Annotated in this window: 19 protein-coding genes and 2 tRNA genes; 15 read left to right on the top strand and 6 right to left on the bottom strand. The window is 66.8% G+C overall.

The annotated features are described in order from the left end of the window. Positions 1-79 precede the first annotated feature (79 nt). From lon to ACTFO6_RS08575, 5 genes are all read left to right on the top strand, one after another. Complete coding sequence (gene lon / locus ACTFO6_RS08595; RefSeq protein ID WP_439934040.1) at positions 80-2,488, top strand: endopeptidase La; 2,409 nt, start codon at positions 80-82, stop codon at positions 2,486-2,488. Between the two features lie 185 nt (positions 2,489-2,673). Then, complete coding sequence (locus ACTFO6_RS08590; RefSeq protein WP_439934039.1) at positions 2,674-2,946, top strand: HU family DNA-binding protein; 273 nt, start codon at positions 2,674-2,676, stop codon at positions 2,944-2,946. 44 nt (positions 2,947-2,990) lie between these two features. Further along, positions 2,991-3,066, top strand: a tRNA-Val gene (locus tag ACTFO6_RS08585). 25 nt (positions 3,067-3,091) lie between these two features. Beyond that, positions 3,092-3,168 (top strand) — tRNA-Asp (locus ACTFO6_RS08580). Between the two features lie 145 nt (positions 3,169-3,313). Continuing rightward, positions 3,314-5,218: a SurA N-terminal domain-containing protein gene (locus ACTFO6_RS08575; RefSeq protein ID WP_439934038.1), complete on the top strand. Its 1,905-nt coding sequence runs from the start codon at positions 3,314-3,316 to the stop codon at positions 5,216-5,218. Positions 5,219-5,231: 13 nt separating this feature from the next. On the opposite strand, the gene ACTFO6_RS08570 is transcribed toward ACTFO6_RS08575, so the two are convergent. After that, complete coding sequence (locus tag ACTFO6_RS08570; protein WP_439934037.1) at positions 5,232-6,014, bottom strand: enoyl-ACP reductase FabI; 783 nt, start codon at positions 6,012-6,014, stop codon at positions 5,232-5,234. Between the two features lie 145 nt (positions 6,015-6,159). On the opposite strand from ACTFO6_RS08570, the gene ACTFO6_RS08565 reads away from it, so the two are divergent. Genes ACTFO6_RS08565 through ACTFO6_RS08550 form a run of 4 tightly spaced genes read left to right on the top strand, consistent with a single transcriptional unit; the run spans position 6,160 to position 12,863 of the window. Beyond that, a complete protein-coding gene (locus ACTFO6_RS08565; RefSeq protein WP_439934036.1) occupies positions 6,160-8,370 on the top strand; it encodes an ABC transporter substrate-binding protein in 2,211 nt (736 codons plus the stop codon). Further along, complete coding sequence (locus ACTFO6_RS08560; protein ID WP_439934035.1) at positions 8,367-9,344, top strand: ABC transporter permease; 978 nt, start codon at positions 8,367-8,369, stop codon at positions 9,342-9,344. Before ACTFO6_RS08565 ends, ACTFO6_RS08560 begins: the two co-directional genes overlap by 4 nt. 10 nt (positions 9,345-9,354) lie before the next feature. Next, a complete protein-coding gene (locus tag ACTFO6_RS08555) occupies positions 9,355-10,803 on the top strand; it encodes an ABC transporter permease (protein WP_439934034.1) in 1,449 nt (482 codons plus the stop codon). Beyond that, positions 10,800-12,863, top strand: a complete 2,064-nt coding sequence (locus ACTFO6_RS08550; protein WP_439934033.1) for an ABC transporter ATP-binding protein — start codon at positions 10,800-10,802, stop codon at positions 12,861-12,863. The genes ACTFO6_RS08555 and ACTFO6_RS08550 overlap by 4 nt, the downstream gene beginning before the upstream one ends. 39 nt (positions 12,864-12,902) lie before the next feature. Here ACTFO6_RS08550 and gloB read toward each other — a convergent pair whose 3' ends face one another. Next, the gene (gene gloB / locus ACTFO6_RS08545) at positions 12,903-13,667 is read right to left on the bottom strand and encodes a hydroxyacylglutathione hydrolase (protein ID WP_439934032.1); all 765 of its coding nucleotides are present in this window, start codon (positions 13,665-13,667) and stop codon (positions 12,903-12,905) included. Positions 13,668-13,875: 208 nt separating this feature from the next. Between gloB and ACTFO6_RS08540 the strand changes: the two genes are divergently transcribed. The 3 genes from ACTFO6_RS08540 (at position 13,876) to dnaQ (ending at position 15,889) form a co-directional block, all read left to right on the top strand. Next, on the top strand, positions 13,876-14,640 hold the full coding sequence (locus tag ACTFO6_RS08540) for a class I SAM-dependent methyltransferase (protein WP_439934031.1): 765 nt from the start codon (positions 13,876-13,878) through the stop codon (positions 14,638-14,640). Continuing rightward, positions 14,637-15,095 (top strand): ribonuclease HI, encoded by a 459-nt coding sequence (rnhA, locus tag ACTFO6_RS08535; RefSeq protein ID WP_439934030.1) that lies wholly within the window; start codon positions 14,637-14,639, stop codon positions 15,093-15,095. Before ACTFO6_RS08540 ends, rnhA begins: the two co-directional genes overlap by 4 nt. An 83-nt stretch (positions 15,096-15,178) precedes the next feature. Then, positions 15,179-15,889: a DNA polymerase III subunit epsilon gene (dnaQ, locus tag ACTFO6_RS08530; RefSeq protein ID WP_439934029.1), complete on the top strand. Its 711-nt coding sequence runs from the start codon at positions 15,179-15,181 to the stop codon at positions 15,887-15,889. Between the two features lie 34 nt (positions 15,890-15,923). On the opposite strand, the gene ACTFO6_RS08525 is transcribed toward dnaQ, so the two are convergent. Then, positions 15,924-16,895 carry a dihydrodipicolinate synthase family protein gene (locus ACTFO6_RS08525; protein WP_439934028.1) on the bottom strand — a complete coding sequence of 324 codons (972 nt, stop codon included), beginning with the start codon at positions 16,893-16,895 and terminating at the stop codon, positions 15,924-15,926. A gap of 154 nt (positions 16,896-17,049) precedes the next feature. Between ACTFO6_RS08525 and ACTFO6_RS08520 the strand changes: the two genes are divergently transcribed. Together ACTFO6_RS08520 and ACTFO6_RS08515 are read left to right on the top strand one after the other, a co-directional pair. After that, positions 17,050-17,823 carry a DUF3047 domain-containing protein gene (locus tag ACTFO6_RS08520; protein ID WP_439934027.1) on the top strand — a complete coding sequence of 258 codons (774 nt, stop codon included), beginning with the start codon at positions 17,050-17,052 and terminating at the stop codon, positions 17,821-17,823. A gap of 187 nt (positions 17,824-18,010) precedes the next feature. Further along, a complete protein-coding gene (locus tag ACTFO6_RS08515; protein ID WP_439934026.1) occupies positions 18,011-18,907 on the top strand; it encodes an ATP adenylyltransferase family protein in 897 nt (298 codons plus the stop codon). 101 nt (positions 18,908-19,008) lie between these two features. Here ACTFO6_RS08515 and ACTFO6_RS08510 read toward each other — a convergent pair whose 3' ends face one another. Then, positions 19,009-19,143 (bottom strand): nucleoside-triphosphatase, encoded by a 135-nt coding sequence (locus ACTFO6_RS08510; RefSeq protein WP_439934025.1) that lies wholly within the window; start codon positions 19,141-19,143, stop codon positions 19,009-19,011. A gap of 381 nt (positions 19,144-19,524) precedes the next feature. Here ACTFO6_RS08510 and ACTFO6_RS08505 point away from each other — a divergent pair, with 381 nt between their 5' ends. Continuing rightward, the gene (locus ACTFO6_RS08505) at positions 19,525-20,790 is read left to right on the top strand and encodes an MFS transporter (protein ID WP_439934024.1); all 1,266 of its coding nucleotides are present in this window, start codon (positions 19,525-19,527) and stop codon (positions 20,788-20,790) included. A gap of 84 nt (positions 20,791-20,874) precedes the next feature. Here ACTFO6_RS08505 and ACTFO6_RS08500 read toward each other — a convergent pair whose 3' ends face one another. Together ACTFO6_RS08500 and ACTFO6_RS08495 are read right to left on the bottom strand one after the other, a co-directional pair. Further along, the gene (locus ACTFO6_RS08500) at positions 20,875-23,607 is read right to left on the bottom strand and encodes a putative bifunctional diguanylate cyclase/phosphodiesterase (protein WP_439934023.1); all 2,733 of its coding nucleotides are present in this window, start codon (positions 23,605-23,607) and stop codon (positions 20,875-20,877) included. 89 nt (positions 23,608-23,696) lie between these two features. Then, positions 23,697-24,875, bottom strand: a complete 1,179-nt coding sequence (locus tag ACTFO6_RS08495) for an ABC transporter substrate-binding protein (protein WP_439934022.1) — start codon at positions 24,873-24,875, stop codon at positions 23,697-23,699. Positions 24,876-25,008: the final 133 nt, after the last annotated feature.

Genomic DNA, 25,008 nt, shown 5'->3' with positions numbered 1-25,008 from the left:
TCCGAGCGGCCCGATGTGCTTGAGTTTGCTCCCAAGCGTCCCCACAATCAGGGGATTGGTTAGCTTCTAGGTGACCGACATGCTGAACGCTCCAGAACGCGCTGGCGAAGAAATCCTCCTGCCGCTCCTCCCGTTGCGGGACGTGGTGGTCTTCCCCCATATGGTGATTCCGCTCTTCGTCGGGCGCCCGAAGTCGATCAAGGCCCTCGATACGGCGATGGAGGCCGGCAAGAGCATCCTGCTGGTGGCGCAGAAATCGGCGGCCAAAGACGAGCCCGGTCCGGACGATCTGTACCACATCGGCTCGGTGGCCAATATCCTGCAGATGCTCAAGCTTCCAGACGGCACGGTGAAGGTGCTGGTGGAGGGGGCGGCCCGGGCGCGGCTGCTGGAGGTCCTGGATTACAAGACCCACTTTAGCGCCAGGGCCGAGGTGGTAGCGCCGGAATCCCGGCCGGACACCGAGACCGAGGCCATGCGGCGCACCATCATGAGCCAGTTCGACCAGTACGTGAAGCTCAACAAGAAGATCCCGCCCGAGATCCTCACCTCCCTCGCCGGGATCGACGAGCCTGGGCGCCTAGCCGACACCATCGTGGCCCATTTGCCCCTGAAGCTGGAGCAGAAGCAGAAGGTGCTGGAGATCTTCGATCTCAACAAGCGCCTGGAGCACCTGCTCGCGCTGCTGGAAACCGAGCTGGACATCCTGCAGGTGGAAAAGCGCATCCGCGGCCGCGTGAAGCGGCAGATGGAGAAGAGCCAGCGCGAGTACTACCTGAACGAGCAGGTCAAGGCGATCCAGAAGGAGCTGGGAGAGGACGAAGGCGACCTGGACGAGATAGCCAAGCGCATCAAGGCCGCCCACATGCCCAAGGAGGCGCGCCAGAAGGCGGAGGCCGAGCTCAAGAAGCTCAAGCTCATGTCGCCCATGTCGGCGGAAGCGACGGTGGTGCGCAACTACATCGACACCCTGGTGTCGCTTCCCTGGAAGAAGAAGAGCAAGGTGTCCAACGACCTGCGGCTCGCTCAGGAAATCCTGGACAAGGACCACTACGGCCTGGAGAAGGTGAAGGAGCGCATCGTCGAGTACCTGGCGGTGCAGCAGCGGGTGGACAAGCTCAAGGCCCCCATCCTGTGCCTGGTGGGGCCGCCCGGCGTGGGCAAGACCTCCCTGGGCCAATCCATCGCTCGCGCGACCGGCCGCAAGTTCGTGCGCATGTCCCTGGGCGGCGTGCGGGACGAAGCGGAAATCCGCGGCCACCGGCGGACCTACATCGGCTCCATGCCCGGCAAGATTCTGCAGAACATGGCTAAGGTGGGGGTGAAAAACCCCCTGTTCCTGCTGGACGAAGTGGACAAGATGGGGATGGATTTCCGCGGGGATCCAGCCTCCGCCCTGCTGGAAGTGCTGGATCCTGAGCAGAACCACACCTTCGTGGACCACTACGTCGAGGTGGAGTACGACCTTTCCGACGTGATGTTCGTGTGCACGGCGAACACCTTCAACATCCCGCCGGCCCTGCTCGACCGGATGGAGGTGATCCGTCTCTCTGGTTACACCGAGGACGAGAAGGTGAACATCGCCATGCGCTACCTGTTGCCCAAGCAGATGAAGAGCCACGGCCTGAAGGAGAACGAGTTGCGCGTTTCCGAGAGCGCCATCCGTGACATCATCCGCTACTACACCCGGGAAGCGGGGGTGCGCAGCCTGGAGCGGGAGATCTCCAAGATCTGCCGCAAGGTGGTGAAGGCGCTGCTGCTCAACAAGAAGAGCGAGGCGGTGACCGTCACCTCCCGCAACCTGGACAAGTTCCTCGGTGTCCGGCGCTACACCTTCGGCATCGCCGAGAAGACCAACCAGGTGGGCCAGGTCAACGGCCTGGCGTGGACCGAGGTGGGCGGAGAGCTGCTCACCATCGAGGCGGTGATGCTGCCCGGCAAGGGCAAGACCATCACCACCGGCAAGCTGGGCGAGGTCATGCAGGAATCGATCCAGGCGGCCCTGTCCGTCGTGCGCAACCGGGCCCGCCGGCTCGGCATCCACGACGACTTCCACCAGAAATACGACCTGCACGTGCACCTCCCGGAAGGGGCGACGCCCAAGGACGGCCCGAGCGCCGGTATCGGCATCTGCACCGCCATGGTGTCTGCGCTGACCGCGATCCCGGTGCGGGCGGACGTGGCGATGACCGGCGAGATCACCCTACGGGGCGAGGTGCTGCCCATCGGCGGGCTCAAGGAGAAGCTGCTGGCGGCCCACCGCGCCGGCGTCAAAATCGTGCTCATTCCCCAGGAGAACGTGAAGGACCTGGCCGAGATTCCGGACAACATCAAGAACCGGTTGGAGATTCATCCGGTGCGCTGGATCGAGCAGGTCCTGGACATGGCCCTGGAGCGCAAGCCCGAGCCGCTGCCGGAGCAGGAAGAAGTCAGGGAGCTTCCGGCGCAGGTGGAAGAAAAGCCGGCCGCCCTCATCACCAAGCACTGATCGGGTTGCACAAGGCGACGGCGCGGCGCATGACGCCGCGCCGTTTTTTTTTGGCCGATCTCTCCCGGCATTGCGCCCGCGGGCGCCTGCGTCCCGGTTGACCGGGGTGGAAGCGCTTGCTATAAAGCCGGGGCGACCCGGCGTTCGTTTTCCCTCACGCGAAGCGACGGAAAGGAGGGGCAGACATGAACAAGGCGGAACTCATCGATGCCATCGCGGCACGCGCCGACGTGTCCAAGGCGACCGCCGGGCGGGCGCTGGACGCGGTGATCGATGCCGTGACCGGAGCCCTGAAGAAGGGCGGCACGGTGACCCTGGTCGGCTTCGGCACGTTCTACGTGAGCAAGCGGCCGGCCCGCACGGGCCGCAATCCGCGCACCGGCGCGGAGATCAAGATCCGCGCCACCCGCTCGCCCAAGTTCCGGGCTGGCAAGGCTTTGAAGGATGCGGTAAACTAAAAAATTTGGAAGAGCGCCAGCGGGCATCCTGCGACAGGCGCACCGGGTGCTTAGCTCAGTCGGTAGAGCGTCGCCCTTACAAGGCGAAAGTCGGGAGTTCGAACCTCTCAGCACCCACCAGCCAGGATGGGAGTTTCGATTTTCAGGAGTGGTAGTTCAGTCGGTTAGAATACCGGCCTGTCACGCCGGGGGTCGCGGGTTCGAGTCCCGTCCACTCCGCCAACCTATGCTCAGGGGCGAACGCAAGTTTGCCCCTTTTTGTTCCGCGACGGGGGAAGAACGCCCGGTCGCGGGCCGCCAGGCCGCCGACCCTGCCCGACCCGGTGGGGCCTCACCGTGGAGCGTTCACCGTTTGCCGAGTTGACCCATGTTCGATTTCGTCCGCAACCGCAAGCGCATCGTCCAGATCATTCTGGCCCTCATCATCATCCCGTTCGCCCTGTGGGGCGTGGAGTCCTACCGCACGTCGGGGGAGACCGGGGCGGTGGCGGAGGTGGATGGCGATCCCATTACCCGGCGGGAGTTCGAGGAAACGCTCCGGGAGCAGCAGGCGCGGCTGCGGGAGGCCCTGGGAGGGCAGGTGGATGCATCGGTGCTCGCGAGCCCCCAGGTACGGCAGGCGGTGCTGGACCAGCTCGTGGAGCAGCGGCTGCTGCTCGCCCACGCCCGCGGGCTGGGCATCGCCGTTCCCGACGCCCAGCTTGCGGGCGTGATCCAGGAGATCGAAGCCTTCCACCAGGACGGGCGGTTCTCCCGGGAACGCTACGAATTTCTGTTGCGCCAGCGGGGGCTCACGCCGATCGCCTTCGAGGAGCGGGTGCGCCAGGAGCTCATGCTCCGGCAACTGGCCGAGCCCTTCACCGGCGCCGGTTTCGTGACCCGGCCCTTGGTGGAACGACTGGCCCGCCTGGCGGAGCAGAAGCGGGAAGTGAGCCAGTATGCCGTCTCTCCCGAGCAGTATCTCTCCAAGGTGTCGGTGGAGGAGGCGGAGGCGAAGCGCTACTACGAGGCCCATGGGGAAGCGTTTCGCCTGCCCGAGCAGGTGAAGGTGGAATACGTGGTGCTGTCCCCCGACACCCTGGGGGCCGGGGTGCAGGTGAGCGAGGAGGAGATCGGGGCCTACTACGAGGCGCACAAAGCCGAGTTCGGCACCCCCGAGGAACGGGCTGCCAGCCACATCCTGGTGAAGCTCGACGCCGATGCGGGCGCCGAGGAGCGGGCGGCCGCGCGGCGCAAGGCGGAGGACCTCCTGGCCCAGGCGCAGAAAGCGCCGGAACGCTTTGCCGAGCTGGCGAAAAAACATTCCGACGACCCGGGCTCCCGGGACCAGGGCGGGGCGCTGGGCTTGTTCCAGCGCGGCACCATGGTGAAATCCTTCGACGAGGCGGTCTTCGGCATGAAGCCCGGGGAGATCCGGGGTCCGGTGGAGACCCAGTTCGGTTATCACGTGATCAAGCTGGACGAAATCAAGGCGGGCACGGTGCGCCCTCTGGCCGAGGTGCGAGGCGCCATCGAACAGGAGCTCAAGCGCCAGAAGGCGGGCCGGCGCCTGGCCGAAGTGGCGGAGCAGTTCAGCAACCTGGTCTACGAACAGGGCGAAAGCTTGAAGCCTGCGGCGCAGGCCCTGGGGCTTGAGGTGCAGGTGAGCGGATGGATCGGGCGCGACGGCACGGGCGCCCCTTTCCCGGCGAACGATCGGCTGCTGGAGGCCATGTTCTCGGCGCAGGCGATCAAGGAGCGCAGGAACACCGAGGCGATCGAGGTCCGCCCCAACACCCTGGTGGCGGTGCGGGTGGTGGAGCACAAGCCCGCGGCGGACCGCCCGTTCGCCGATGTGAAGGACGAGATCATGGAACGGCTCAGGCGCGAGCGCGCCGCGGAAGCGGCGAAGCGGCAGGGCCAGGCGCTGCTCGAGCGGCTCGCCAAAGGGGAGGCGGTGGAGCTGTCCTGGAGCCCGCCCGTCACCGTGAGCCGACAGGAACCGCGCGGGCTGCCGCTGGCGGCCCTGCGGGACGTGTTCCGCGTGGCCCCGGAACGGCTTCCCGCCTACGTGGGCGGTGAAGCGCCCGACGGCGGTTTCGTGCTCTACCGGGTGAGCAAGGTGATCGAAGCGACCGAGATCGACGCCTCCCGGCGCCAGGCGTGGGCGGTGCAGCTCAGCCAGTTGCTCGCCCAGGAGGAGTACAAGGCGTTCCTGGAGAGCGTGCGCAGTCGGGCCGAGATCAAGGTCAACCGGGCCCTGGTCCGGGGCGAGGGGCAGCCGGGAAGCTAGGGATCCCGAGCGGCTAGACTTCGCCGAAAGCGGTAACGTGGAATCCGGCGTCTACGTAGAGGGTCTCGCCGGTGATGCCGCTCGCCAGGTCGCTGCACAGAAAGGCAGCGGCGTTGCCCACTTCTTCGATGGTGACGTTGCGCCTGAGGGGCGCCCATTGCTCGGCGGCGTTGAGGAGCTTGCCGAAGCCAGAAATGCCGGCGGCGGCCAGGGTCTTGATGGGGCCGGAGGAGATGGCGTTGACGCGGATGCCCCTGGGGCCAAGGGAGAGGGCCATGAAGCGGACGTTGGCCTCCAGGCTCGCCTTGGCCGGTCCCATCACGTTGTAGTTGGGCATGGCCCGCACCGCCCCCAGGTAGGACAGGGTGAGGAGGGCGGCGGGGCGGCCCTCCATCAAGGGCAGCCCTGCTTTGGCCAGGGCGGCGAAGGAATAGCTGGAAACGTCGTGGGCGATGCGGAAGGCTTCCCGGGTGAGGGTTTCCAGGTAATCGCCGGAAAGGGCCTCCCGGGGCGCGTAGGCGATGGAATGGACGATTCCGTCCAGTCCGTCCCAGCGGCGGCCCAGGGCCTCGAATAGCCGGTCGATCTCCTCGTCCCTCGCCACGTCGCAGGGGAAGAGGAGGTCGCTGCCCAGCTCCCGGGCGAGTGGCTCCACCCGCTCCCGCACTTTTTCGTTCTGATAAGTGAAGGCGAGCTCCGCCCCCTCCCGCTTCATGGCGGTGGCGATGCCGTAGGCGATGGAGCGCTGGCTGAGCAGGCCGCAGATCAGGATACGTCGTCCAGCTAGAAATCCCATGGAGGGCCTTTACGGGAATCGTGGTCGTTTCCGCGGAACGGGAGCCACGCGGCAGGTTCAAATTATAACTTAAGGAACCGCTAAAGGTTTCCCGCCTGCCCGCGCATAGCGGGGCAGGGGGATTTTCGCTAGACTGCTTCCGTCCATGAGATTTCCCGGCCGGCTGCTCGCGGTAGTGGCGGCGTTCGCGCTCGCCGCCTGCGGCGATTCCCCCTGGAACAACCCATACCCCGCCTCCGAATCGGGGAAGAACATCCTCTACTCGGCCTTTACCGAGCGGCCCAAGCACCTGGATCCGGTCCAGTCGTACTCGGAGAACGAGTACGTGTTTGTCAACCAGATCTACCAGCCCCCCCTCCAGTATCACTACTTCAAGCGGCCCTACGAGCTCATCCCCTTCGCCGCCGAGGCGGTGCCCGTGCCCCAATACCTGGATGCCGAGGGCCGGCGGCTGCCCCAGGACGCGGACGCCGCCCGGGTCGCGGAGACCGTCTACGAGATCCGCATCCGTTCCGGCATCCTGTACCAGCCCCATCCCGCCTTCGCCCGCAACGGGCAGGGGGAGCCCCTTTACTTCCGGCTCACCCCGGCGGACTTGAAGAGCATCGACGCCCTGGGCGACTTCGAGCATACGGGCACCCGGGAGCTGACGGCCGAGGACTACGTGTACCAGATCAAGCGGCTTGCTCATCCCCGGCTCCATTCCCCCATCCTGGGGCTCATGAGCAACTACATCGTGGGCATGGGGGAGTACGCCCAGACGCTCAAGCAGGCCGCCGGGCAGCTCCGGGAGCGGGACGGTTTCCTGGATCTGCGCCGCTATTCCCTTCCCGGCGTCGAGCTGGTGGACCGTTATACCTACCGTATCCGCATCCGGGGCAAGTACCCCCAGTTCGTGTATTGGCTGGCGATGCCCTTTTTCGCCCCGGTGCCCTGGGAGGCGGACTTCTTCTACTCCCAGCCCGGGATGGCGGAGAAGAACATCACCCTGGACTGGTATCCGGTGGGCACGGGCCCGTACATGCTCACGGTGAACGATCCCAACCGGAAGATGGTGCTGGTGCGCAACCCCCATTACAAGGGCGAGGTCTACCCTTCGGAGGGGGAACCGGGCGACCGGGAGGCTGGGCTGCTGGCGGACGCGGGCAAGCCCTTGCCCTTCATCGACAAGGTGGTCTTCAGCCTGGAGAAAGAGAGCATTCCTTACTGGAACAAGTTCCTGCAGGGCTACTACGACGCCTCGGGCATCGCCTCCGACATCTTCGACCAGGCGGTGCAATTCACCAGCGGCGGAGAGATCACCCTGACCGAAGAGATGCGCCGCCGGGGCATCCAGCTCCAGACATCGGTCGCCACCAGCGTGTTCTACATGGGCTTCAACATGCTGGACTCGGTGGTGGGCGGGCTGGACGAGCGCGCCCGCAAGCTCCGGCAGGCCATCTCCATCGCTTTCGACGTGGAGGAATTCATTTCCATCTTCCTTAACGGCCGCGGCATTCCCGCCCAGGGACCCATTCCGCCGGGGATCTTCGGCTACCGGGAAGGGCCGGAGGCGATCAACCCCTACGTCTACGACTGGGGGGACGGCGGGCCGAGGCGCAAGCCCCTGGAGGAGGCGAAGCGGCTGCTCGCCGAGGCGGGTTATCCGAACGGCCGCGACGCCCGCACTGGGCAACCCCTCACCCTGCACTTCGACACCACCGCCCGGGGCCCCGGGGACAAGCCCCGGCTGGACTGGCTGGCCAAGCAGTTCCAGAAGCTGGACATCCAGCTCGTGATCCGCGCCACCGACTACAACCGCTTCCAGGACAAGGTGCGAAACGGCGCCGTGCAGGTCTTCTTCTACGGCTGGAACGCCGACTACCCGGATCCGGAGAACTTTTTCTTCCTGTTGAACGGCGCCGAGGGCGCGGTCAAGACCGGCGGCAACGGCCCCAACTATTCCAACTACGACAATCCGGAATTCAATCGCCTGTTCGACCGGATGAAGAACATGGACAACGGGCCGGAGCGCCAGGTCCTGATCGACCGCATGCTGGCGATCGTGCGCCGGGACGCCCCCTGGATGTGGTTCTTCTATCCCAAGGACTACACCCTGCACCACGGCTGGGTCTACAACCGCAAGCCGAACCAGATGGCCAACAACGGGCTCAAGTACCAGCGGATCGATCCCCTGTTGCGGGAGGTGAAGCGACGGGAATGGAACCAGCCGGTGATCTGGCCCCTCGCCCTGATGGCGGGATTGCTGGCGGCGAGCGTGCTGCCGGCGGTGGCGGTGTACCGGCGGCGCAACCGCAGCACGGCCCGGGGTACCGGGAAACCGGCAGCGGCCGGGGAAAAGGGGGCGAGCGCGTGATCGCCTACATCATCCGGCGGCTCCTGTACGCGATCCCGATCCTGATCGGGGTCAACGTGATCACCTTCACCCTGTTCTTCGTGGTCAACTCGCCGGACGACATGGCGCGCCTCCACCTCGGGGTGAAGCGGGTGACGCCCGAGGCGATCCAGAAGTGGAAGGAAGAGCGGGGCTACGACAAGCCGCTCCTCTACAACGCGCAAGCCCAGGGTCCGGCAAAGCTCACCGACACGATCTTCTTCCAGAAGTCGGTAAAGCTGTTCCGCTTCGAGTTCGGCCGCTCCGACGCCGGGCGCGACATCGGCTACGACATCCGCACCCGTATGGGGCCCAGCCTGGCGATCGCGCTCCCGGTGTTCGCCATCGGGCTAGTCACCTACGTGAGCTTCGCCCTGCTGATGGCGTTCTTCCGCGCCACCTACCTGGACTTCTGGGGGGTGGTGCTGTGCGTGGTGATGATGTCCATCTCCACCCTGTTCTACATCATCGGCGGCCAGTACCTGGTGGGCAAGGTGTGGAAGCTGGTTCCCATTTCCGGGTACGAGGGCGGGCTGTCGGCCATCAAGTTCCTGATCCTTCCCATCGCCATCGGCATCATCGCCGGCGTCGGGGCGAGCAGCCGCTGGTACCGCACCATCTTCCTGGAGGAGATGAGCAAGGAGTACGTGCGCACCGCCCGGGCCAAGGGGCTTTCCGAGACGACCGTGCTGTTCAAGCACGTGCTCAAGAACGCCATGATCCCGATCCTGACGGGCGTGGTGGTGGTGATCCCGGCGCTTTTTCTGGGAAGCCTCATCTTCGAGTCCTTTTTCGGCATCCCGGGCCTCGGCAGCTACACCATCGACGCTATCAATTCCCAGGACTTCGCCGTCGTGCGGGCGATGGTGTTCCTGGGCTCGGTGCTCTACATCGCCGGCTTGATCCTCACCGACGTCTCCTACACCCTGGTGGACCCGCGGGTGAGGTTCGAATGAGGAGGCGGCGTTGACGGGATTCAAGCCCGAGATTCTCTACACCGACGCCCTGGTGTTCGCCCTCCTGGCGGTGGTGCTCGCCTTCGCCTGGTTCGCCCGCCGCCACGAGCACCTGCGCCAGCCCTGGCGCCGGGTGGCGGCGAGCCGCAGCGGCATGGCGGCGGCCACGGTGCTCGCCTTCTACGCCGCCGTGGGGCTGCTGGACACCCTGCACTACCGGCCCCAGCTTCCAGGAGAACCGGGCAAGCCGCCGGTCTATTCGGTGGAGGTGCTGTCGCTTCTGGACTGGATCGCCGAGCCCCTGCGCACCCGCAAGGAAAAGACCTATTCGGCCCCGTTCGCCACCCACTTGTACGCCAAGGAAACCATCGAACTGCCCGACGGGCGGCAGGTGCGGGATTTTCCCCGCTTGAAGTATGGCGGTGCCCATCTGGCCGATCCCGCCCGGGACCGGGCGGCGGACATCGCGACGCGGGCGGCGAAGGGTTTGCTCGCCGCCGCCGCCCTGTGGCTGGCGGCGGCGGGGCTGATCACGGTGCGGGTGGCGCGCCGCCGCGGCGCCGGGCTCGCCGGGGGCTGGCGCGCCCTGTGGCGGGGCGAGACGGGGGTGCAATGGAACGCGGTCCTCGTTTCCCTAGCCGTGATCCTGGCGCTGGCGGGCCCCCTCGCTGCCTTGTGCACCCACTACCACGTGCTGGGCACCGACAAGGTGGGGCAGGATGTGTTCTACCTCTCCTTGAAGAGCATCCGCACGGGGCTGGTGATCGGCACCCTCACCACCTTGGTGATGCTGCCCTTCGCCCTGCTGCTCGGGATCATGGCGGGCTACTTCCGCGGCTGGGTGGACGACGTGATCCAGTACGTCTACACCACCCTGTCCTCCATTCCCGGGGTGCTGCTGATCGCGGCGGCGGTGCTGATGGTGCACGTCTACATCGAAACCCGCCCGGAGCTGTTCCCCACCATCACCCAGCGCCAAGACATGCGCCTTCTCTTCCTGTGCCTCATCCTCGGCATCACCAGCTGGACCGGTCTGTGCCGGCTGCTCAGGGGGGAGGCGCTAAAGATGCGGGAGCTGGAATTCATCCAGGCGGCCCACGCCTTCGGCGTGCCCCATCTGCGGGTCATCACCCGGCACATCCTGCCTAACGTGATGCACATCGTGCTGATCGCCATGGTGCTGGATTTCAGCGTGCTGGTGCTGGCGGAGGCCGTGCTGTCCTATATCGGGGTCGGGGTCGATCCCACCATGATCAGCTTCGGCACCATGATCAACGCCGCGCGGCTGGAGATGGCGCGGGAACCCATGGTGTGGTGGTCCCTGGCCTCGGCCTTCGTCTTCATGTTTCTGCTGGTGCTGGCGGCGAACCTCTTTGCCGACGCGGTGCGCGACGCGTTCGATCCCCGGCTGCGGGTGCGGGGCGCAGAAGGCGCCGCCCTGGCGGGGGGAGCGGCGTGAGCGATCCGCTGCTGCGGGTGGAAAACCTACGGACCTGGATCGACACCGACCGGGCCCCGGTGCGGGCGGTGGACGGAGTGGATTTCCAGATCGCCCGGGGCGAGACCTTCGCCCTGCTGGGGGAATCCGGCTGCGGCAAGTCCATGACCGCCGTCAGCATCATGCGGCTTCTGCCGGAGGCGGCCCGCATCGTCAGTGGCTCGGTGCTCCTCAACGGGCTGGATCTGTTCGCCTTGCCCGAGATGGAGATGCGGGGCGTGCGCGGCCGGCGCCTGGCTATGATCTTCCAGGAGCCCGCCCTGAGCTTGAACCCGGTGCTGACCGTGGGGAGCCAGGTGGGCGAAGCGGTGAGGCGCCACACGTCCCTGAGGGGGGAGGCGGCCCGGCGCCGCGCCGTCGAGCTGCTGGCCCAGGTAGGCATGCCGGACCCGGAGCGTAGGCTGGGGGAGTATCCCTTCCAACTCTCCGGCGGCATGAAGCAGCGGGTTATGATCGCCATGGCCCTCGCCGGGGAGCCGGATCTTCTCATCGCCGACGAGCCCACCACGGCGCTGGACGTGACTATCCAGGCCCAGGTGCTGGAGCTGCTCCAGCGGCTGCAGGCGCAAACTGGTATGGCCATCCTGCTGGTGACCCACGACCTGGGCGTGGTCGCCCAGATGGCCCACACAGTGGCCGTCATGTACGCGGGGCAGATCGTGGAAACGGCCCGGGCGAGGGAGTTCTTCCGCCATCCCAGGCACCCGTACTCGAGGAAGCTTTTCGCCTCGATCCCGAGCGAGCGCAGCCGCCGCCAGCCCCTGGCGGTTATTCGCGGGACGGTGCCCGCCCTCGACCGGGAATTCGTCGGCTGTCGCTTCGCCGACCGCTGCGACGACGCGTGGGACCGGTGCCGGCGCGAGACACCCGCCTGGATCAAGACGGGGGACGGGTCAGGGGTGAGCTGCCATCTATATCAGGGATCAGGGATCAGGGATCAGGGATCAGGGGTCAGGGATCAAGGATCGGAGACGGGCGAAAGGGTACCACCCAGTAGCGTGTCCGCCGGAGCATGGGAGGGATCCGGGGTGAATCCCGGACCCCAGGCCGCGAATCCGCTCCTGCAGGTCTCCGATCTCAAGGTACATTTCCCCATCCACAAAGGGGTGCTAAAACGGGTGGTGGGCCACGTCAAGGCGGTGGACGGGGTGTCCTTCGAGCTGGAGCAGGGCAGGACCCTGGCGGTGGTGGGGGAATCGGGCTCCGGGAAAACCACCATCGGCAAGGCAATCTTGCAGTTGATCCGGCCCAGCGCCGGCCGGGTGTTGTTCCGGGGCGCCGACCTTACGGGGCTTTCCCGGCGTCGGCTGCGGCCCTTGCGGCGCGCTCTCCAGATCGTTTTCCAGGACCCCTACGGCTCCCTCAACCCGCGCATGCGGGTCGCCGACATCCTGCTGGAAGGCATGCGGGCCTTGAAAGTGGGCGCAACCGACGCGGAGCGGGCGCAGCGGGTCGTGGAGCTCCTGGCCCAGGTGGGCCTGCCGGCAGAAGCGCGGCTGCGCTATCCCCACGAGTTCTCCGGCGGCCAACGGCAGCGCATCGCCATCGCCCGGGCCCTCGCCGTGGAACCCCAGCTCATCGTGTGCGACGAGCCCACCAGCGCCCTGGACCTGTCGGTGCAGGCCCAGATCCTCAACCTGTTGCGGGAGCTGCAAGAGCGGCTAGGCCTCGCCTATCTCTTCATCACCCACAACATGGGCGTGGTGGCCCACCTGGCCCATCGGGTGGCGGTGGTTTACCTGGGCCGGATCGTAGAGCAGGGCAGCGTGGACGAGGTGCTCAAGGCGCCGCAGCACCCGTACACCCAGGCGCTGCTCTCCGCGGTGCCCGTCATCGACCCCACCTCCCGGCGGGAAGTCGTCCGGCTTCGGGGGGATCTACCTTCCCCCGTCCATCCTCCCGCGGGCTGCCATTTCCATCCCCGCTGCCCCAAGGCCATGGACGTCTGCCGCCAGGCCTACCCCGCCGAGACGCGCCTTTCCGCCACCCGTTCGGTGCACTGTCACCTGTACGGCGGATAGCCGGGCTTTTCCCCGGCAGCCGCCAGACGGGCGCAGGCCTCAGAACCGATCCTTCCAGGCCCGCAGCACGGCGAAGACTTCCACCGGGTCATGGAGGGGACGGCCTTGCCGGCGGGCCGCGGCCGCCTGGATCGCCGGCTCAGCGCAGCGGAGGAAAGGATTGGTGGCCCGCTCCAGGGCGATGGTGGAGGGCAGGGTGGGGGCGTCCCGCTCCCGCAGGGCTTTTTCCCTCCGTTCCCGCTCGACGAGGGCCGCATTGTCCGGTTCCGCCGCCTTGGCGAAGCGGATGTTGGAGAGGGTGTACTCGTGGGCGCAGTAGACCCGCGTGTCCCCCGGGAGGCCGGCCAGCTTCTCCAGGGAGCTGTACATCTGGGCCGGCGTGCCTTCGAAGAGGCGCCCGCAGCCGCAGGCGAACAGGGTGTCGCCGCAGAAGAGCCACCCGTGGCCGTAGTAGGCGATGTGTCCCGCCGTGTGCCCCGGCACTTCCAGGACCTGGAACGTGAGGCCCAGCTCGGGAAAGGTGACCCGGTCGCCTTCGACGAGGGGCCGGGTGACGGTGGAGATGGACTCGCTGCGAGGGCCGTATACTGGAACCCGCTCCTCCCTCAGCAGCGCCGGGATGCCCCCCACGTGATCGCCGTGGTGATGGGTGACCAGGACAGCCGCCAGGTCCAGCTTGTGGCGAGCGAGGAAATCGCGCACCGGCGCCGCGTCGCCGGGGTCGACCACCACCGCATGCTGTCCGTCGTGGAGGACCCAGATATAATTGTCCTTGAACGCGGGAACGGGAACGACTTCGACCATGGTGACTGTGGGTGTGGCTGGAAAAGCGCGCGCCCGAGGACGCCGACAACTCCTTGCCGTGCGGCTGCCCGCTTTCGAGCGTCATAAAAATGAGACGCTCAGCCCCTCTCCCCTTCCCCTCTCCCAGCGGGAGAGGGGAAGGGCACGGCGGTAAATGGGTGACGACCCATTTACCTCAGGGGTGTAATGGTGGTGAAGGACGAGAACCGTGTCAACCGATCATCTAAGAAACTGGCTTCAAACGCCCCTGGGCGCCTACCTCCTGGAACGGGAACAGGCCTATTACGATCAGGTGGTGGCGGACGTGTTCGGTTTCAACGCGGTCCAGCTCGGCCTGACTGGCGTCGACTTCCTGCGTGCGTGCCGCATTCCCCTGCGTTTCACCCTGAGCCCCGGTCCGGACGCCGACGTGCGAGGCGAGCTGTGCCAGATCCCCCTGGAAAGTAACACCATCGATCTGATCGTCATGCCCCACGTCCTGGAATTCAGCGCCAATTCCCATCAGATACTGCGGGAAGTGGAGCGGTGCCTGCGGCCGGAAGGGCACGTCCTGGTCTCCGGCTTCAACCCCCGCAGCCTGTGGGGCTTGCGCCGACTGCTCGCCCGGGAGCCGCGGGCTTTTCCGTGGACCGGCGAGTTCATTTCCCTGCCCCGGCTCAAGGACTGGCTGCAGCTGCTGGGCTTCGAGGTCTCGGCGGGGCGCTTCGTCTGCTATGCGCCTCCCATCACCACCGAGCCATGGCTTGCCCGCTTCGGTTTCCTGGAAAAGGCGGGGGACCGGTGGTGGCCCATCTCGGGCGGCGTGTACCTGCTGGAAGCCATCAAGCGGGTTCCGGGCATGCGGGTCATCCGGCCGGAATGGGCGGCGCGGCCCGCTACCAAGCCGAGCCTCGCTTCCCTTACCCATAAGCTGGAGAGCGGCGGCCGTCGCCTCGCTGCCCGGGAGGCGCTGGAGTGGGAGGAAGCGGCTTGAGCGCGCCACCCGGTGTGGTGGAGATCTACACCGACGGGGCATGCAAAGGCAATCCAGGCGTGGGCGGCTGGGGAGCGCTCCTCGCCTGGGGGACCCACCGGCGGGAGCTCTTCGGCGGGGAGCCCATGACCACCAACAACCGGATGGAGCTCATAGCCGTGATCCGGGCGCTGGAGGCGCTGAAACGTCCCTCCCGGGTGCGGCTGCATACCGACTCCGCTTACGTGCAGCAAGGCATCACCCGCTGGATTCACGACTGGAAACGGCGCGGCTGGAAGACGGCCGACAGGAAGCCGGTCAAGAACGAGGACCTGTGGCGGCGCCTGGTGGAGCTCGCCGAGCGGCACGAGATCGATTGGGTCTGGGTGCGGGGCCACGCCGGCGATCCGGGCAACGAGGCGGCCGACCGCCTGGCCAATCGGGGCGTGCAGTCAGTGCTTGCATCCGTCCGATGACGAACCTATGACCGCAGGGGCGCAGAGAAAAGAACCTTTCTTTCCGTTTCTTCCACGCTCCTGCCGTTGAATCGGGAAACCCAGTGCGCCAGATCGTTCTGGATACGGAAACCACCGGCCTGGAAGTCGCCCTCGGCCACCGGGTGATCGAGCTGGCGGCGGTGGAGATCAGCAACCGCAGGATCACCGGCCACCACTTCCACTGTTATCTCAATCCGGAGCGGGAGATCGACAGCGGTGCCCTGGCGGTCCACGGCATCACCGACGAGTTCCTGCGGGACAAGCCCCGTTTCGCGGACATTGCCCCGGAGTTCCTGGACTTCATCGCGGGCGCCGAGCTCATCATCCACAACGCCCCCTTCGACGTGGGGTTTCTCAACCACGAGCTGGGCTTGATCGGGCGGCCGCCCCTGGAGCGCTTCTGCGCCAAGATCACCGACACCCTGCGCATGGCGAAGGACCTGCACCCGGGCAAGCGCAACAGCCTGGATGCCTTGTGCGAGCGCTACCAGGTGGACAATTCCCAACGCAGCCTCCATGGGGCCCTGCTCGACGCTCGGCTACTGGCGGAAGTCTACTTGGCCATGACCCGCGGCCAGGACAGTCTCATGATCGATCTTCCCGAGGAGAGGGTGGTTCCGGGCCAGGAGGGAGGCGAGGGGTCGGGCGGCGAGCTGGTGGTGCTGCGCCCGAGCGCCGAAGAGCTGGCGGCCCACGAGGCGCAGCTTGCCGCCATCGACCGGGCGAGCGGCGGCCGCTGTGTCTGGCTGCGCCTGGACGAGAAGCCGGGCTGACGGGGCCTGTTGCCGCGCCCGCCGCTGTGCAGGGTCAGAGCACCAGGGGCTGGGTGAGGTCGACTCCCGGAAGGAGCCAGTCGAGCAGTCGCTGCAACTGGCGCTCGGCAGAAGGCGTAAGCCCTACGCCGGGATGGCGCACCCGGTTAGACGCCAGTAGACCCCGACGGCGCAGGATCTCCTTGCGGATCGCCACCCCCGGCTGTTGCTCGAACACGATGAGGGGCAGGAACCGGGCGTAGAGCGAGCGCACCCGTGCCCAGTCGTTCTCCCCCTTGGCGCGGACCATGGCCAGGAGAACCTCGGGGAACGCGAACCCGGTGTTGAACCCGTCCGCTCCTTCTTCCAGATCGAAGAGCCCGTATAGGGCGCCCAGGCCGGTGAGAACGGGCACTCGCCGTCGCGTCATGCCCGCCACCAGGGCGGCGATCCGGGCCGGGGTGGGAAGCCCTTCCTCCTTGATGCAGGCCACGCCGGGAACGTTCTCCACGATGCGGATCAAAAGGGAAACGGGCATGTGTACCTGGGTGGAGGCCGGATGATCCTGCACGACCAGCGGAAGGGAGAGGGCTTTGCCGATGCGCTCGTAGTATTCCAGCAACCGCTCGTCGCTGGGCACCGGCTCGTGGGAGGGCGCCACCATCACGGCGGAGGCGCCCGATTTCGCGGCCATCCCCGCCAGCTCGATGGTGGCCCGGGTTCCGGGATGGCTGGCGCCTACGATGACCGGCATTCCCCCCGCCGCGGCCACCGCCGCCCGGACGACCTGCTCTCGCTCCCGATCGGTCAGGCGGTTCGATTCGCCCAGTACGCCCAGAACCGTGATGCCGTCGACCCCGATTGACTTCATGAAGCGGATCGTGCGCTCGAGCGAATCAAGATCCAGGCGCTCGTCGTCGTGGAAAGGGGTGGCGAGGATCGGATAGACTCCGGTGAGCGGGGACATGGTCTGCCTTCCGGAAATGCCCTGGGGCTCGATCATGGGCTGGGCGGACCGGGTCGTCAACCTGTGCGCCGCCCGCAGGCCGGTCACGGGGGCGCATCGGCCCGGAGCGGCCAGGACCCGTGCGGCGCCGGCGCTTCCGCGCGCGGGGGTGGGGTGTCGGCCGGCGCGACGACCAAGTGCAGGAGATTCCCGTGGGCGAGCAAAGGTGACATTCGTGACGGCCAGGATACTCGCGTTCGTGACGATGCTGGGTGGATGGGCCTGCGCCATGGCGCAGGGCGCGGCCCACGATGTATGGCCGGTCGGCGCGTTCTCCCGGGCCGAGCCGGGGCAGGCCATGCCGGCCGGATGGGAACCCTTGACCTTCGAAAAAATCCCCAGGCATACCCGCTACGCCATCGTGATGGACGGAGAAGTACCGGTGCTGAAAGCCGTCGCGCGGGGCTCGGCCTCTGGACTGATCCGGCGCGTCCGCATTGATCCGCGGGAATATCCCGTCGTCGAGTGGCGCTGGAAGGTGGAAAACCTGATCCACGGGGCGGATCCCCGTACCAAGGAAGGGGACGACTTTCCGGCGCGGTTTTACGTCGCCTTCGCCTACGACCCGAAGAGAGCGGGACCGCTAGAGGCCATCGCCTATGAAGCGGCAAAGCTTGCCTACGGGCAATACCCGCCTTACCGGAGCTTGAATTACGTGTGGGACGCCCGGCTGCCCGCCGGTACCGGTTTCCCCAGCGCCTATACGGAGCGCAATTGGGTGATCGTCGTGGAATCCGGCGCTGCCCGGCTCGGTCAGTGGGTGCGGGTGCGGCGCAACGTGGCGGAGGACTACCGCCGGGCCTTCGGCACCGAGCCACCTCCTATCGAGGGGATCGGAGTGATGACGGACGGGGACAACACCGGCGACGCCGTCACCGCGTACTATGGGGACATCGTCTTCCACAAAGGCGCTCTCCGGGCGGGCGAGACCCCGACGGCGGTGCATTGAGCGCCGGGGCTTCGATGGATCAGGTACCGGAATCCAGGACGCCAACGGCTTCAGGAAGCCAGGCGCCGACCCTCGAGGCCGCAACGACCAAGCATAGATCTTTACCCTGACGCCGGGGAGCTGCTTAAACCCGCGGATGGGCGGCAGCTCGCCGGCAGGATCGGTCCGGGAGTCCAGGATCTCAAGCGTGGGAAACCTCTTTCCAGAAGGCTTGCGCCGGGCGATTGTCCGGCAGACGGAGCACGCCCTTCGCAGCGGCGCGCTTCAGCCGATCGTCACGGAGAAGCGCTTCGTCGAGGACGCGGGGGTGCGCTTCCTGGTGCGCGTGGTTCCCGCGCTTCAGCGCAAGGACGCGGAACGAGAGCAGCGTGCCGCCGGGGCGAAGCCGGCAAACCCGTTCCTTCCCCCCGAGCCGGACCTTCTGGTGGGAGAGGTGAGCCCTACCCACCGGGCGGTGCTAAACAAGTTCAACGTCATCGAGCACCATTTGCTCCTCGTCACCCGGGACTTTCAGCCCCAGGAGCGGCTGCTCGATCAGGCGGACTTCGACGCCCTCGCCCGGTGCATGGGCGAGCTGGACGGTCTCGGGTTCTATAACGGAGGCGAGGCGGCGGGGGCGAGCGAAGCCCACAAGCATCTGCAGATGGTTCCCTTGCCCTTGGCCGAGGAGGGACCGCCCGTCCCCGTGGCGCCCCTGATCGCCGGGGCGCGGGGCGAAGGCCCCATCCTCACCGTGCCGGACTTTCCTTTTCGGCATGCCCTCGCTCGGCTCGAGCCGACCGCGTGGGACGCGGCGGAGGTGGCCGTTCGGCTCCTCGAAGCCTATCGACGCCTGCTGGCGGCGGTGGGCATCCACGAGGTCCCGGGGAAGGAGGGCCCGCGCCAGTCCGGGCCGTACAATCTCCTCCTCACCCGGGACTGGATGCTGACCGTCCCCCGCTCGCGGGAATGCTGGGAAGGAATTTCGGTCAACGCGCTGGGCTTCGCCGGCTCGTTGTTTCTGCGTAGGCCCGAAGCCCTGGAACCCTTGAAGCGTTTAGGGCCCATGAAGCTTCTGGCCCGGGTCGGGCTGCCCCTGGCCTGATCGGGCATGGGGGCGTTCGGCGCGCGCCCACGGAGTCCGGCGGCACCACCTTGCCGCTGCTCGCCATCACCGCGGCCTGAGACGCACGGGCGATTCACCGGTCAACGGCAACCCCGCTTTTCCGCCTCGCGTAGTTCTTCCGCGTAAAAACCGCCGAGCTTCAGTCCCTGGAGGGCTTCGGCCACGCGCCGAATCACCGCGGTCTTGCCTATGCCGGCCGCCCGTCCTCGCTCCATGGCGTGCGCCCTTCGAGCGCCGGGCGGGGTCCGCAAGGCGCCCCGGCCGCTTTGCGGCGCCGTGTCCGGGCGGCTGCGACTCAGTACGCGAAGCACCGGTGAGAAGGAGCGCCCGTGGAGGATTCCATCTTTGATTCATGACCCAGCCGCCGCCCGAGAGCATGGTTCGGATTGAAACACGATCCCGGCCGGGCCGTAGCGCCTCCCGCGCGGAGAAACCCTGCTTCGGGCTATCGGGTAAAGCAGAATTGTCGCCGCCGCGGTGGTGAACACCCTGCGCCGCGAAATCCTGCACCTCGTTCAGGCTCGTTTGAACGGGGAAGCCCTTCGCGTTAGATTCGCGTTTTCGGCGCTGTCCCAGCGCCCTCTTCCCTGTTGCCGATGATCGACTCCCGGTTGACCGACGCCCGCTGGCTCCTGCTCCTGTGCTTGAGCCGCATGAGCTTTTCCTTGATCTTCACCGTCTACTCGGGGATCCTGCCCCTGGTGCGGGAAGCGTGGGGAATGTCGGCGACCCAGGCGGGCCTGATCCAGAGTGCCTGGCACGCCGGGTTCCTGGTGTCCCTGTTCGCCGCCGGGATGATCAGCGACCGCAAGGGGGCTCGCTGGACATTTCTCCACATGAGCTATGGCGCGGTGGCGAGCGCGGCGCTGTTCGCCCTGCTGGCGGACGGTTTCCTCTCGGCGCTAATCCTCTACGGGCTGGCCGGCCTGTGCTCGGGGGGCTCCTACACGCCCGGCCTTACCCTCATCAGCGAGCGCTTCGAGCCCCACCGCCGCGGCCGGGCGATGGGGTTTTATCTCGCCGCCGCGTCGCTGGGCTACGCCCTGTCCCTGTTTCTGGGCAGCTTCATAGCGCCGGCGGCCGGGTGGCGCGCCGCGCTGGCGGCGAGCGCGGCGGGCACCGTGATCGGGCTCACCCTCGGCGCCTGGGTGCTCCGGGATACCCCCAACCGGGTGAGCCGCCACGACCGGGCTCCGGTCCAGGGCAACGGCCTCATGGAGGTGTGGCGCAACCGTCCGGCGCGGCTGATCATCCTCGCCTACTCGTTCCACGCCTGGGAACTGCTGGGGCTTTGGGCCTGGCTGCCCACCTTCCTGGTGACCGCGATGGCCGCCAACGGGGGCGTGAGCCCCGGAAACGTGGGCACCGGCGTGCTGATTGCCGGGGTGTGCCACCTGCTTAGCGTGGCGGGCTCCGTGTCCGGCGGGACCCTGTCCGACCGCTACGGGCGCACCGCGGTGATCTTGCTGTTCGCCGGGACCAGCGCCGCCTGCTCCCTGATCTACGGCTGGCTCATCACCGCGCCCCTGTGGCTGCTGACGGTGGTGGCGATCGTCTACAACCTGGCAGCCATCGCCGACTCGTCGGTGTTCTCCACCGGGCTCACCGAGCTGGTCCCCCACCACTCCATCGGCGCGGCCTATTCCCTGCGCTCGGTGATCGGCTTCAGCATGGGAGCGGCCAGTCCCTGGGTCTTCGGGCTGACCCTGGATCTGGCAGGTGAACAACCGGGGGAGCCCCGCATGCTGGCCTGGGGGCTGGCCTTCTCCAGCCTGGGGGCGGCGGGACTCGCGGCCACTTATTTCACGTGGCGGCTGCGGCGCTCGGCCGAGAGCCGGCGCATGGCCGGCGGGCTGCGATGATCTTGAAGCCCGATCGCCCCGCCCTGCTACGACGCCGGACAGGGTTGCCCGAGCTGTATGAGCCGTTGGAGCTCTTGGGGACGGCTATTCTTTCAGCGCCGGTGTGTATAGCGCCTTTTCCATCCGGCGCGGCGCACGTCGTGAAATGTTCGGCAGGGGCCACCGGTAGTCGGACCGCAGCAGGCTAAGAACCGCCTCAGGCTCGCCTGGTTTCGCGAAGTAATAGCCCTGGGCCTGGTCGCAGCGGTGGGCGATGAGGAAGCGCACCTGGGCTTCCGTCTCGACGCCTTCCGCCGTGACCGCCAGGCCCAAGCTGTGGGCCAGGGAAATGATCGTCCGGGGGACGGTCGTATCTCCGCCTTCGGAGCCGATGCCCTGGAGGAAGAAGCGGTCGATCTTGAGCTCGTCGATGGGAAAACGGTGGAGGTAGCTCAAGCTGGAGTAGCCCGTGCCGAAATCGTCGATGGCCAGCTTCAAGCCAAGATCCTTGAGCGCTCCGAGAACCGAGATGAAATCCTCCGCGCCGCACATGATGAGGCTTTCCGTAATCTCGAGCTTCAAGCGTCGCGGATCGAACCCGGTCTCGTCCAGGATGCGGTGAACCGCCTGTACGAAGTCTTTCTGCCGAAACTGGCGCGCCGAGACGTTGACCGCGAGGTGGACCGGCGGAAGGCCTTCCCGGTCCCACTCGATCGCCTGGGCGCAGGCCGCCCGCAGCACCCATTCTCCGAGGGGCACGATGAAACCGTTCTGCTCCGCTACCGGAATGAAGCGCCCTGGCGAGAGCGGCCCGAGCTCGGGGTGGTTCCAGCGGACGAGGGCCTCGAGACCGGACATCCGGCCGGAACGCAGGTCCACGATGGGCTGGAAGTGCAGGACCAGCTCGTTGCGGTCGAGGGCCCGGTGCAAGGCGTCCTCCAGGGCGGCGCGCTCCAGCGCGGCCGCGCTCATCTCCGGGGTATAGAAAGCGCCCCCATTGCCTCCCGCTTCCTTCGCCTGGTACATGGCCAGGTCCGCCCGGCTGAGGAGGGTGTCGGCATCCTCTCCGTGGATCGGGTAGCAGGCGAAACCGATGCTGCATGTCAGGCGCACTTCTTTGCCTGCGATGGAAAAAGGCGAGGCGAAGGCGTCGAAAATTTTCTGTAAAACCACCTCCGCATCCCGGCGGGTCTTCAAGTCCGGCGCCAGAACCACGAATTCGTCGCCGCCGAGCCGCGCCACGGTGTCGCTCGAGCGCAGGATGAGGCGCAGCCGTGCCGCGACCTCCCGGAGAATCCTGTCGCCGAAGGAGTGGCCGTGGTTGTCGTTGGCGACCTTGAGGCGGTCCAGGTCAAGGAACGCCACCCCCAGCATATTCCCCAAACGCGCGGCGCGGGTCATCGCCTGCTGTAGACGGTCTTGGAGCAGGATCCGGTTGGGAAGCTCGGTCAGCGGGTCATGGGTGGCGAGGTACTGGATATGTTTTTGCTGTTCCTTGCGCTCGGTGATGTCGGTCACCACGCCGATGCACACGCAGGCGCCGGGCTTGGATCCGCTCACCAGGCTGAGCCGCAGCCAGCCGATGTAGGGCGTGCCGTCCTTGCGCAGGGTGAACACCTCGCCTTCCCATCGACCGGCCGGGCCGAGGTCCTCCGCCGCCTGCGGATACCCTTGCCCGTCGTTGATCACGTGCATGATCTGCTGCAGCGGTCGGCCCACGCACTCCGCCGTCCCGTAGCCGGTGATGCGGGCCAGCGCGTCGTTCGCCCGCACTATCCGCAAGCCCTCGTCCAAAAGGAAAATGCCCTCCGAGCCGCTGTCGAACACCTTGGCGGCCAGGCGAAGCTCCGCGAGGTGTTTTTCCATCTTTCTGTAGGCGACCCGCAGCCGGTTCACCATCAGGGCGAGAGCCGTACCCAGCCGGCCCACCTCGTCGTGGCCCGCGACGGGCACGGCGAAGCCGTCGAGGTTTTCCAGGGTGGCCCGTTCGGCGGCGTTGCTGAGGGCAAGGAGAGGCGCGGTGAGGCGGCGCGAGATGCGGATGGAACCCCAGACCACCCACAGCAGGATCAAAGGCCACGCCCCCAGATAGGCTACGCTCAGGGAATCGAGGGGCAGATCCGCCGCCGCCTCTGGCGCGGACACCACCACTTTGAGTTGGAGAGCAGCGTAACGGGGCGGAAACTCGAGCGCCGCGACGGCTTCGGTCCGTGTCTGGCCGGAGGGGACGGAGCCGGCCTGGGCGAGCAGGTGATCGCGGCCGGCCACGAGCCGATGGGAAACGGGGAATAGCTCCAGAACGTCGTGGGCCACGAAAATACCGTCGAGCTCCACCTCGGCCAGCAGGAAACCTTCCGTGGTTCCCGTCGCCGGGTAGATCACCGGATGGATGATGAGCAGCCTTCGCCCGCTGGAGCCATGGGGCTCCAGCTCCACGTGGGGCTTGCCTTTGGCGAGGACGGAAGGAACCCATGGGGCACCTCGATAGGAAAACGCCAGGCCGTCGGGCAGGAAAACCAAGGGTTCTCCCTGGAAGTCCAGCAGGCGGATCCGCACCGAGGTGCCAGGAGGCGCGCGGTAATCCGCAAGAAAAGGCGCCAGGTACTGCTCCCGGCCCACCGAGTCGCTCAACGCGTTGGTGACCAGGGTGGTGGAGGCGAGGCGGGCGAGATCCCGGTCGATGGCATCCAGGACGGAGGCGATCTGGGCAGCACGTATGCGGGCGTGGCTTTCCAACTGCATCTCGAAACGCTGCGCCATGAGATTCGAGATGACCAGGTAGGAGATGGCGCCGGTCAGGGCCATGACGCCCAGCGCTAGCGTCGCGGCTGCCGCCATGATGCGGTTGGCGATGCTGGCGGTAAGCCAGCTTTTTAGCCATCGCCACGGGGAAGCAAGAGGTAACCAGGATCGCGATGTCCAGACGCTCATTTCGCGTCCTGCTCAAGGGGCGCAAGCGCTCCGTCTTCCCGGTACCGGGCGATGAACAGGTCCCTGGGTTCGAGCGCTTCGTGACGGACGGGGGAGAAGGGCTGGGCATAGCGCTTGATGAGGCCGTCGTAGTCGCGCACCGCCTCCAGCGCCGCCCGCACCTTTGGGCGGTCGGTGGATCCGGCAAGATCGATGGCGCGGGCGAGGATGTGGGTAAGGTCGTAGGCATGGGCGAGCCCCACGGGAGACAGAACGCTCTCGGGGCTGCGCAGCCCGTAGCGGCTCTCCAGGGCAGCGAGGACGCGCGTCGCCCGGGGGCTGCGGTTGCCGACCAAGGAAAAGGTCTGAACGACGGAAAAGTCCACCCGATGCAGGGCCTCCCCGGCCAGCGCGGCAAGATCGCCGCCGGTCACGCCCCAGTGGGCCAGAATGGGGCGCTGCTCCGTCTTGGGAAGTTGGGCGACTTCCTTGATCAACTGGGCGCCTTCGCCTTCGTTGGCAACGAGCACGATCGCCTCGGCGCCCGCCTGTGCCAGACTCCGGTACTTGGGCGCGAGGGGCTTTTCGTCCCAGTTGAACCAATGGATGCCGACGCTGTGAATGCGAGCGCTTTCGGAAAGATAGGTCTCGATGGCGCCCTGGTTGCTCCTGCCCCAACTCGTGTTGGGAAGGAGGAAACCTACGCGCCGGAAGCCGCGGTTCTCGGCATGCCCGAGGAGGCTGGCGATCGCCCAGCGGTCCCGAAGGGAGAGGCGGAACACGTAGTTGGGGTCATAGCCGTTGTCGATGATTTTGTCGGCGGCCGCCCAGGGATTTAGCACGATGAGCTTGTGTTCGTGGATCAAGGGTAGCACCTCCAGGACCGTCGGGCTGAACTTGCCGCAGAACACGGCGACCAGGTCCGGCACCTTCAGGAGGTCCAGGAGATTGGCGCGGGCACGGGCCGGGATGGAGCGGTTGTCCCGTACCAGCAGCTTCAATGGCCGGCCGCCGAGGACGCCGCCCGCCGCGTTGATCTCCTCGATGGCGATCTCGATGCCCTGCTGGATGGCCTGGGCGGAGGTGCTGGTCCTGTGGCCGAATTCCGCGTCCAGGCCGATGAATACGGGAGGTTGCCCCGTAGCCAGGGACAGATGAGGGAAAAGGAAAGCGAAGCACAGGCCACTCAAGGTCATCCACCTTCGGACACCACCCATACCGCCTCCTATTGAAGTCTGGGGTCTTGCCCACCGCTGCGATTTAACCTCTGGGCAGACGGGTGAACATGCTTCGAGGAAACCGCTTACGCGGAGAAAGCACAAATCGCGC

Source organism: Pelomicrobium sp. G1, from assembly GCF_051905455.1.
Lineage (GTDB): Bacteria > Pseudomonadota > Gammaproteobacteria > Burkholderiales > UBA6910 > Pelomicrobium.
The sequence above is the reverse complement of the archived record's forward strand: the minus strand, read 5'-3'. Positions and strand labels throughout refer to the sequence as shown.